This window comes from Streptomyces sp. NPDC054796 (assembly GCF_053611545.1).
Genome location: NZ_JBSHAO010000110.1, coordinates 1 through 10,055 on the forward strand (window position 1 = coordinate 1; position 10,055 = coordinate 10,055).

Genomic DNA, 10,055 nt, shown 5'->3' on the forward strand with positions numbered 1-10,055 from the left:
ACCGCCTTGCCCTGGTCGTCCATCTTCATCAGCTCGGTGCGCGAGGCCGAGACCACAAGACGCGTCTCGTTGTCCGCGATCGGCACCCCCCGCGCATCCAGGATCGAGCCCCGCGTGGCGGGCTGCACCACCTGCTGCACGTGGTTGCCCGCCGCCTCCTTCTGGTACTCGTCGCCATTGCGCACCTGGAGATACCACAGCCGCCCGCCCAGCGTCAGCAGCAGGGAGAGGACGAGGATCTGGATGGCGACCAGCCGGATCGTGACCCGGGGCGTGCGCCCGGTCTCCGGGATGTTGCTCATGCGGCGCAGGGCCTCCTTGCGGAGTGGTGGTCGGACCGGTGGTGCCTCCGGAGGGGGGCGGAGCCGTCGCTCACAGCCGCTTGACCCCCTTGATCCGGCCCGCCTTGTTCCGCGCGGTGCGGCCGATCAGGCTGCCGCGCTGGCCGCCGATGCTCGCCGTCTTGCTGACCTTGCCCGGTTTGCCGCCGCGGCCAGGGCGTCCGAACCGTCCGGTCTCGCCGCCGAGGGTCAGCCCTGTGCCCGAGGTGAGCCAGCCGTAGCCCCGGCCGCCGCCGCTGGCGCTGCCGCCGCCCGCCGCCTCGGCACCCGCGAGGGGGTCCCGCTCGGAGCGCCGCGCCAGGGCCATGATCAGCGGCACGGTGAAGGGCGCGAGGAGCAGGTCGTAGAGGGTGGCCGTGAACAGCAGGCCCACCAGCCCCACCTGCCGCGCCGCGGTGTCGCCGACGAGGGCGCCGACCCCCGCGTACAGCAGCGTCGAGCTGATCGCCCCGCTGGCGACCACCAGCATGGGCACCGTCGCCGAGCGGTGCGCGCCCGTGTCGGGCTTGGTGAGCCCGGCGGCGTAGCCGACGACGCACAGCACGAGCGCGTAGCGGCCCACGGCGTGGTCGGCGGGGGGTGCGATGTCAGCGAGGAGCCCGGCGAAGAAGCCGATGAGCGCACCGGCGGTGTGTCCGTAGACCATGGCCAGACCGAGCACGACCAGCAGCAGCAGATCGGGCACGGCACCGGGCAACTGGAGTCTGGCGAGCACACTCACCTGGACGATCAGGGCGACGGCCACCAGGCACGTCGGGAGAAGCATCCGGTTGAGGCGCATGGGTCAGCTCCTGGGTGATGCGGAAGCGCCGGGGGTCTTGGTGACGGTGACCGTGGGCGTCGGCTTGGCTTCCTTGGGTTTCTCGGGCCGCAGCACATCGTTGCGCGGATTCTTCTTCGGCGGCTCGACGACCACGCCGACGACGTCGAGCTTGCTGAAGCCCACATACGGGCGGACGCTCACCGTGCGGGTGAGATCGCCGCCGCTCGGGTCCACCTTGGTGACCCGGCCGACCGGCACGCCGGGCACGAACGGCTTGTCGTCCTGGGAGCCGAAGGTGACCAGGCGGTCGCCCTCCTTCACCTCGGCCTTGCCGTTGAGCAGCTGCACCGTCAGCGCGTTGCCGCCGCGCCCGGTGGCGAAGCCCAGCTCGCTGCTCTTCTCCATCCGGGTGCCGACGGTGAAATCGGGGTCGTTGGCGAGCAGCACGGTGGACGTGGAGGTGCCGACGGTGGTGACGCGGCCGACGAGCCCGTCACCGTTGATGACGGTCATGTCGCGCGTGAGCCCGTCCTCGCGGCCCGCGTCGATGGTGACGGTCCAGGAGAAGCCCTGTGCGGCGCCGATGCCGACGACCTCGGCGCCCTTGATGCCGTAGCCGCCCGCGCCCGCTGTGCGCAGCAGCTTGTCCAGCTCCTGGGCGCGGGCACGGTGCCGGTCGCCGGAGCCGAGCTTCTGCTTGAGGGCGGCGTTCTCCCGCTCCAGCGCGCTTATGCGGTCGTGCCGCTCGCCGGAGTCGCGGATGGCGCCGACGGCGTTGCCGACCGGGTCGACCGCCGCGGATACGCCGTTCTCGACGGGGCCGAGGACCGAGGCGGCCCCCTGCCGCGCGCTGTCGAGCGGAGACTGCTCGCCTCCCCTGATGTCCACCGTGATCAGTGCGAACGCGATGGCGATCAGGAGAACGAGCAGCAGCCGGCTTTCTCGTGTGTCCCTCACGTGCGGCGGCCGTGCCTTTCCTCAGTCGGAAACGGTTCGTGCTCCGCGCCATGTGCGGGGAGCACGCGTGGCATGCATGGTGCGTTTTTCTGGAACAGTTGACGATCCGCCGCGCGGACGGCACTCGGATGGCACTCGTCCATGCGGCGGATCGTGTTTCTACGTCATCGCCTCGGCTGTGCGTCGAGCACCTGCTGGAGTGCCTCGAATTCCTCCACGCACTTTCCGGAACCGAGTGCCACCGAGTCGAGCGGGTCCTCGGCGATATGGATCGGCATACCTGTCTCGCGCCGCAGCCGCTCGTCGAGGCCGCGCAGCAGCGCTCCGCCTCCGGTGAGCACGATGCCGCGGTCCATCACGTCACCCGAAAGCTCGGGCGGGCACTTGTCCAGGGTGGTCTTGACCGCGTCGACGATCGCGTTGACCGGCTCCTCGATGGCCTTGCGGACCTCAGCCGCGGAGATGACGACGGTCTTGGGCAGCCCGCTCACCAGGTCACGGCCGCGGATCTCGGTGTGCTCGTCCTTGTCCATGGAGTACGCCGAGCCGATGGTGATCTTGATGCTCTCGGCGGTGCGCTCGCCGAGCAGCAGGCTGTACTCCTTCTTGATGTGCTGGATGATCGCGTTGTCCAGCTCGTCGCCCGCGACCCGGATGGACTGGGCCGTGACGATGCCGCCGAGGGAGATCACGGCGACCTCGGTGGTGCCGCCGCCGATGTCGACGACCATGTTGCCCGTGGCCTCGTGGACCGGGAGCCCCGAGCCGATCGCGGCGGCCATGGGCTCCTCGATGATGTGCACCTGCCGGGCCCCGGCCTGGGTGGACGCCTCGATCACGGCGCGGCGCTCGACGCCGGTGATACCGGACGGGACGCAGACGACGACGCGGGGGCGGGCCATCCAGCGCCGCTTGTGGATTTTGAGGATGAAGTAACGGAGCATGCGCTCGGTGATCTCGAAGTCGGCGATCACGCCGTCCTTGAGAGGGCGCACCGCCACGATGTTGCCGGGGGTCCGGCCGATCATCTTCTTCGCCTCGGCTCCGACCGCCAGAATGCCGCCGGTATTGGTGTTGATGGCGACGACGGACGGCTCGTTGAGGACGATCCCGCGACCCCTGACGTACACCAGCGTGTTGGCGGTCCCGAGGTCGACAGCCATATCACGGCCGATGAACGACATGTTGTTCGCCATAGGATGCGTCTGGCCTTCCAACTGGAAACTGGAGCGATGTGTGGAGAGGACGGCAGGAAGCGTGTACCGCGCGACGCGCGAACGCTTCGGGGCGCGAGGTTCCATCGTAGACGCGCTCGCTCGAACACGTGGCGAGGGTTCCTCCGCCATTGTCGGCGGTACACCGGTCGTCCCCGTAAATAGTGACGCCGTGTCGGGGTGATGCGTTCCCCCGAACAGCCGCGCATATGCCGAAGGGCGACCGAAAAACTCCGGTCGCCCCTGGTCACCAGGGCTCTCGCGCTGATGACCCGTCAGGAAACGGCTAGCTAAAGTTCGGGAAAAAAATCTTCAGTTCTCGCTCTGCGGACTCCTCGGAGTCCGAGGCGTGGATGAGATTCTCCCGCACGATGGTCCCGAAGTCACCGCGAATGGAACCGGGCGCGGCGGCGATCGGGTCGGTCGGTCCGGCCAGCGCCCGTACGCCCTCGATCACGCGCTCACCCTCGACCACCACGACGACGGACGGGCCCGACGACATGAACTGCATCAGCGGCTCGTAGAAGGGCTTGCCCTCGTGCTCGCCGTAGTGCGTCTCCAGCGTGGCACGGTCCAGGGTGCGCAGCTCCAGTGCTGCGATCGTCCACCCCGCCTTGCTCTCGATCCGGCCGAGAATCTCGCCGATCAGACCACGGCGTACGGCATCGGGCTTGAGCAGGACGAGCGTGCGCTGGCTCATGGTGCGGGCTCCTTGGGGGAAGCGGGGGCTGCGCTCTGCGACAACGCGTGAGGCGATATCGCGTGCCGCGCTTTGCGGTATACGGGTGACCAGAGGCTACATGGGTACGGGCGTCCGCTCTCACGCAGCGTCAGGTTCGGGCTCCGAAGCGGCGGCGAACCTGGCCTTCGCCTCGTCGATCTTCCGCCCGAAGTGCACCGACGCCCACCACAGCCCCGCGAAGCAGGCACCGAGGAAGAACATCGTGGGCACGACGAAACCGGACGCGATCAGCAGGACCTGCAACGCCCAGCCCAGCTGCACGCCCCCGGGCCGCCCCAGCATCCCGCACAGCAGCACGCACAGGAACATGGCGATCCCGCTGACCGTCCAGACCGTGCCCGTGGACATGTCCGTCGTCTGCATCGCCACCAGCCCGGCGAACCCGATCACGAAGAACTCGCCGATCAGGGTGGACGCGCACAGGGTCCGCATCTAGCTCTTCCTTCCGCCGCCGCCCAGCAGCAGCCGGGCCTCCCCCACCGTGATGACCGAGCCGGTGACCAGCACGCCGGCGCCCGCGTACTCGTCCTCCTCCTCGGCCAGCGTGATCGCCTCCTCGATGGCGCTGTCGAGCCGGGGCTCCACCTGGACCCGGTCCTCGCCGAAGACCTCCACGGCGATACCGGCCAGCTCGTCCACGTCCATGGCGCGGTACGTCGAGTTGCGGGTGACCACGACCTCGGCGAGGACCGGCTCGAACGCCTCCAGCAGACCCCGCACGTCCTTGTCCGCGCTCGGGCCGACCACACCCACCAGACGGCTGAAGCTGAACGCCTCGCTGACGGCCTCGGCCGTGGCCTGCGCGCCCGCCGGGTTGTGCGCCGCGTCCAGCAGCACGGTGGGCGAGGCGCGTACGGTCTCCAGGCGTCCCGGCGAGGAGACCGAGGCGAAGGCCGTACGGATCGTGTCGACGTCCAGGGTGCGGGCGTGCTCCTGGCCGACGCCGAAGAACGCCTCGACAGCGGCGAGCGCGACCACCGCGTTGTGCGCCATGTGCGCGCCGTGCATCGGCAGGAAGATGTCCGGATACTCGCCGCCGAGACCGCGCAGCGTCAGCAGCTGTCCGCCCACCGCGACCTCACGGGACACGACGCCGAACTCCATGCCCTCACGGGCCACGGTGGCGTCCACCTCGACGGCCTTCTTCAGGACGACCGAGGCGGCCTCCACCGGCTGCTGGGCGAGCACGACGGTGGCGTCGGGCTTGATGACCCCCGACTTCTCCCCCGCGATCTTCTCGGGCGTGTCCCCGAGCCGGTCGGTGTGGTCCAGCGAGATGGGGGTGATGACGGAGACACCCGCGTCGATGACGTTCGTCGCGTCCCAGGTGCCGCCCATGCCGACCTCGACGACGGCGACGTCCACGGGCGCGTCGGCGAAGGCCGCGTAGGCCATGCCGGTCATCACCTCGAAGAAGGAAAGACGGTACTCCTCGCGGGCGTCCACCAGCTCCACGAAGGGCTTGATGTCCTCGTACGTCTCGATGAACTTCTCGGCGGACAGCGGGGCGCCGTCCACGCTGATCCGCTCGGTGATGGACTGCACGTGCGGCGAGCTGTAGCGGCCCGTGCGCAGCTCGAAGGCGCCGAGCAGCGCCTCGATCATGCGGGCCGTGGTGGTCTTGCCGTTGGTGCCGGTGATGTGGATCGAGGGGTAGGCGCGCTGCGGGTCGCCGAGGACGTCCACGAGCGCGGCGATGCGCTTGACGGAGGGCTCCAGCTTGGTCTCACCCCAGCGCGTGGCCAGCTCCGCCTCGACCGCGCGCAGCGCCCTGTCCAGCTCGGGGTCCTCCGGGCGGCCCGGCACGACGTCCGCCTGGGGCGGTCCCGCCTGGGCGCGCAGGGTGCGGCTGCCCGCCTCGATGACGGCGAGGTCGGGATCGCGGTCGGCTTCCTCACCGACGATCTCGTCGAACGCGGCGTCCGCGGGCTCGGCGAGGTTGTCGAGGTTCTCCGGATCGGCGGGGTCGAACTCGTCAGGGCCTTCGGCCGGCCCGGGCTGGTCACTCACGCCGCCCAGTCTACGTAGCCGGAGAGCGGTCGGCCCGCGACGGTCTCCCCGTCCTCCGGCGCCCCTTCACCCGGGGCGCCGGAGTCGGCAGCGGTCAGGCCGCGGGGAGGCGGTCGAGCTGGGCCTTGAGCCGGGCGATGTCGGACTCGGCGGTGGACTGCCGGGTCCGGATCTTTGCCACGACCTCGTCCGGGGCCTTCGCGAGGAAGCCCTCGTTCCCCAGCTTCGCCGTGGTCTGCTTCAGCTCCTTCTCCGCCGCCGCGAGGTCCTTCGTGAGCCGCTTGCGCTCGGCCTCGACGTCGATCGCGCCCGAGAGGTCCAGCGAGACCGTGGCGCCCGCCACCGGCAGCGAGGCCGTGGCGTGGAAGCCCTCGCCCGCCGGCTGGAGCCGCAGCAACTGGCGGATCGCGTCCTCGTGCGCCGCCAGCGGCGTGCCCTCGGCGGCCAGCTCGGCCGGGACCTTCTGGCCGGGCTGGAGCCCCTGATCGGCGCGGAAGCGGCGGACCTCGGTCACGGCCTGCTGGACGGTGCGGATCTCGTCCTCGGCCGCCGCGTCACGGAAGCCGGAGTCGGCGGGCCAGTCGGCGACGACGAGCGACTCCGCTCCCGTGAGCGTCGTCCACAGCTGCTCGGTGACGAACGGCATGACCGGGTGCAGCAGCCGCAGCGTGACGTCCAGGACCTCGCCCAGGACGCGCCGCGAGACCTCGGCCTCCCTGCCGCCCTTGCCGAAGGTGGTCTTGGACAGCTCGACGTACCAGTCGAAGACCTCGTCCCAGGCGAAGTGGTAGAGCGCGTCCGAGAGCTTCGCGAACTGGTAGTCCTCGTAGTGTCCGTCCACCTCGGCGACGACGGAGTTGAGGCGGGAGAGGATCCAGCGGTCCGCCGGGCCCAGCTCGGCCGCGTCAGGCAGCGGCCCCTCGACCGTCGCGCCGTTCATGAGCGCGAAGCGCGTGGCGTTCCAGATCTTGTTGGCGAAGTTGCGGGACGCCTTGACCCAGTCCTCGCCGATGGGGACGTCCGTGCCCGGGTTCGCGCCGTTGGCGAGGGTGAAGCGCAGGGCGTCCGAGCCGTACGCCTCCATCCACTCCAGCGGGTCCACGACGTTCCCGAACGACTTCGACATCTTCTTGCCGTGCTCGTCCCGGACCAGGCCCGTGAGCGCGATGGTGTGGAAGGGGGCGACCCCGTCCATCGCGTAGAGCCCGAACATCATCATCCGGGCGACCCAGAAGAAGATGATGTCGTAGCCGGTGACCAGGACGTCGGTGCCGTAGAACTTCCTGAGGTCCGGCGTCTCGTCGGGCCAGCCGAGCGTCGAGAACGGCCACAGCCCGGACGAGAACCATGTGTCCAGGACGTCCGGGTCCTGCGTCCAGCCCTCGCCCGCCGGGGGCTCCTCGTCGGGCCCGACGCAGCGGACCTCGCCCTCGGGCCCGTACCAGACCGGGATGCGGTGGCCCCACCAGAGCTGGCGCGAGATGCACCAGTCGTGCATGTTGTCGACCCAGTCGAAGTAGCGGGACGACATGTCGGCGGGGTGGATCTTCGTGCGGCCGTCGCGGACCGCGTCGCCCGCTGCCTGCGCGAGCGGGCCGACCTTGACCCACCACTGCATCGACAGCCGCGGCTCGATCGTCGTCTTGCAGCGGGAGCAGTGCCCGACGCTGTGCGTGTACGGGCGCTTCTCCGCGGTGATCCGGCCCTGCTCGCGCAGCGCGCCGACGATCGCGGAGCGCGCCTCGAAGCGGTCCAGGCCCTCGAAGGGGCCGTGCGCGGTGATCACGCCGCGCTCGTCCATGACCGTGTACGAGCAGAGGTCGTGGCGCTGGCCGATCGCGAAGTCGTTGGGGTCGTGGGCCGGGGTGACCTTGACCGCGCCGGAGCCGAACTCCGGGTCCACGTGCGCGTCCGCGACGACGGGGATCGTGCGGTCCGTCAGGGGCAGCTTGATCCGCTTGCCCAGCAGATGCGCGTACCGCTCGTCGTCCGGGTGGACCGCGACGGCCGTGTCACCGAGCATCGTCTCGGCACGGGTCGTGGCGACGACGAGGGAGTCCTCGCCCTCGCCGTAGCGGATGGAGACCAGCTCGCCGTCGTCCTCCTGGTACTCCACCTCGATGTCCGAGATGGCCGTCAGACAGCGCGGGCACCAGTTGATGATGCGCTCGGCGCGGTAGATCAGACCGTCGTCGTACATCCGCTTGAAGACGGTCTGGACGGCGCGGGACAGGCCCTCGTCCATGGTGAAGCGCTCGCGGCTCCAGTCGACGCCGTCGCCGAGCCGCCGCATCTGGCCGAGGATCTTGCCGCCGTACTCCTCCTTCCACTGCCACACGCGCTCGACGAACGCCTCGCGCCCCAAGTCCTGGCGGGACTTGCCCTCTTCGGCGAGCTGCTGCTCGACCTTGTTCTGGGTGGCGATGCCCGCGTGGTCCATGCCGGGCAGCCAGAGCGCCTCGTACCCCTGCATCCGCTTGCGGCGGGTGAGGGCGTCCATGAGGGTGTGCTGGAACGCGTGGCCCAGGTGCAGCGAACCGGTGACGTTCGGGGGCGGGATGACGATCGTGTACGGCGTCTTCTCGCTCTTGGCCTGTGCCTCGAAGTAACCTCGCTCCACCCAGCGCTCGTACAGCTTCCCCTCTACCTCGGCCGGCGCGTACTGGGTCGGCAGATCTGCTGGGGCTGCTGCGTTCGGCCCGTTTGATTCCGGGCTCTGCTGAGTGTTCTCGGTCACGACGGTCAGTGTACGGGCGCGAATGTCGCAGTCTCGAATCGGTTTGGGAACCCGGTGGGGTGGCCGGTATTACCCTCGTCCAGGATGTATGGAACGCATAAGCGATAACTGCTTGTGCTCACATAACGAGGGGACGCGCCACCATGAGCTACCAGCAGCCCGGCCCGTACGGCCAGCAGCCGCCACAGCAGCCGGGACCGTACGGACAGCAGCCGCCGCAGCAGCCGCAGGGCGCGCCGAACCCGTACGGCGGCCAGGGTGGCGCACCGCAGCAGCCCGGTTACGGCTACCCGCAGCAGCCGGGTCAGCCCCAGCAGCCGGGACAGCCGGGACAGCCGGGCCAGCCCCCTTACGGCTACCCCCAGCAGCCGGGCTACCCGCAGCAGGGCTTCCCCCAGCAGCCTGGTCCCTACGGCCAGCCAGGGCAGCCCGGCATGCCGATGCCCCCGCAGGGCGGCAAGAGCGGCGCGGGCAAGACCATCGGCATCGTGGTGGGCGCGCTGGTCGTGGTGGGCGCCGTGATAGGCGGCTTCGTCTTCTTCAGCGGGGGCGGTGGCGGCTCCGTCGCTGACGACGGCAAGAAGTACAAGCTCACGGCGCCGCAGACCGTCGCGACGGAGTACACCAAGTCCACCTCGGGCGCGGACGACATGACCTCCGAGGACGTCGCCGCCTTCGAGAAGTACGGGGTCAAGGGCGCGAAGGACGTGCAGGGTTCGTACGAGTCGGGCAGCGGCTCGACCGCGAAGAAGCTCAACTTCAGCGGCGTGTACGGCGAGGTCGAGGACCCGGAGGCCGTCGTCGACTCCGCCTTCGACAAGCTGGCCACCGAAGCCGAGGAGGACCCGGACACCGGGGGCGGCGGCAAGGCCGAGCTGGTGGGCGAGCCGGAGTCGGTCGAGCCCGCGGGCCTGGACGACGCCGTCATGAAGTGCCAGAACGTGAAGTTCTCCTCCCCCTCCGGTGACAGCAGCGGCGTGCCGGGCTTCACCATCCCGGTGTGCATGTGGGGCGACCACAGCACCATCGGCTGGGTGATGGTCGCCGACCCGGCCGCGGCGCTGACCGGCAAGAGCATGTCGATCGACGACGGCGCCGCGACCACGACGAAGGTTCGCGCCGACGCCCGCGTCGAGATCAAGTAGCACCCCGCACGCGCAGCGTGCGCGCGGCTGCATCACGAAGGGCGCCCCGCGCAGTCCCCCCCGGCGCCCCTCGCCCCCCCCCGCGCCCCCCGCCCCCCCCGGCCCCCCCCCCCCCCCCCCGCCGCCCCCCCCCCCCGCACGGGGCC

Annotated in this window: 8 protein-coding genes and 1 pseudogene; 1 reads left to right on the forward strand and 8 read right to left on the reverse strand. The window is 70.2% G+C overall.

The window, feature by feature from the left end; translation table 11 throughout:
• The 8 genes and pseudogenes from ACWGJ2_RS39350 to ACWGJ2_RS39385 all read right to left on the reverse strand — a co-directional run.
• A pseudogene (locus ACWGJ2_RS39350) lies at positions 1-302 on the reverse strand (penicillin-binding protein 2); the annotation flags it as partial.
• Positions 303-372: 70 nt separating this feature from the next.
• The gene (gene mreD / locus ACWGJ2_RS39355) at positions 373-1,122 is read right to left on the reverse strand and encodes a rod shape-determining protein MreD (RefSeq protein WP_453351211.1); all 750 of its coding nucleotides are present in this window, start codon (positions 1,120-1,122) and stop codon (positions 373-375) included.
• A 3-nt stretch (positions 1,123-1,125) separates the two neighbouring features.
• Positions 1,126-2,061, reverse strand: coding sequence for a rod shape-determining protein MreC (gene mreC / locus ACWGJ2_RS39360; protein ID WP_453351212.1), 936 nt, complete (start codon positions 2,059-2,061; stop codon positions 1,126-1,128).
• A 164-nt stretch (positions 2,062-2,225) separates the two neighbouring features.
• Entirely contained in the window at positions 2,226-3,245 is a 1,020-nt protein-coding gene (locus ACWGJ2_RS39365; RefSeq protein WP_453351218.1) for a rod shape-determining protein, read from the reverse strand.
• A 316-nt stretch (positions 3,246-3,561) separates the two neighbouring features.
• A complete protein-coding gene (gene ndk, locus ACWGJ2_RS39370; protein ID WP_453351213.1) occupies positions 3,562-3,975 on the reverse strand; it encodes a nucleoside-diphosphate kinase in 414 nt (137 codons plus the stop codon).
• Between the two features lie 120 nt (positions 3,976-4,095).
• On the reverse strand, positions 4,096-4,449 hold the full coding sequence (locus ACWGJ2_RS39375) for a DUF4233 domain-containing protein (protein WP_453351214.1): 354 nt from the start codon (positions 4,447-4,449) through the stop codon (positions 4,096-4,098).
• Positions 4,450-6,027: a bifunctional tetrahydrofolate synthase/dihydrofolate synthase gene (gene folC / locus ACWGJ2_RS39380; protein WP_453351215.1), complete on the reverse strand. Its 1,578-nt coding sequence runs from the start codon at positions 6,025-6,027 to the stop codon at positions 4,450-4,452.
• Between the two features lie 94 nt (positions 6,028-6,121).
• A complete protein-coding gene (locus ACWGJ2_RS39385; protein WP_453351216.1) occupies positions 6,122-8,764 on the reverse strand; it encodes a valine--tRNA ligase in 2,643 nt (880 codons plus the stop codon).
• Positions 8,765-8,907: 143 nt separating this feature from the next.
• Here ACWGJ2_RS39385 and ACWGJ2_RS39390 point away from each other — a divergent pair, with 143 nt between their 5' ends.
• On the forward strand, positions 8,908-9,909 hold the full coding sequence (locus ACWGJ2_RS39390) for a hypothetical protein (RefSeq protein WP_453351217.1): 1,002 nt from the start codon (positions 8,908-8,910) through the stop codon (positions 9,907-9,909).
• Positions 9,910-10,055: the final 146 nt, after the last annotated feature.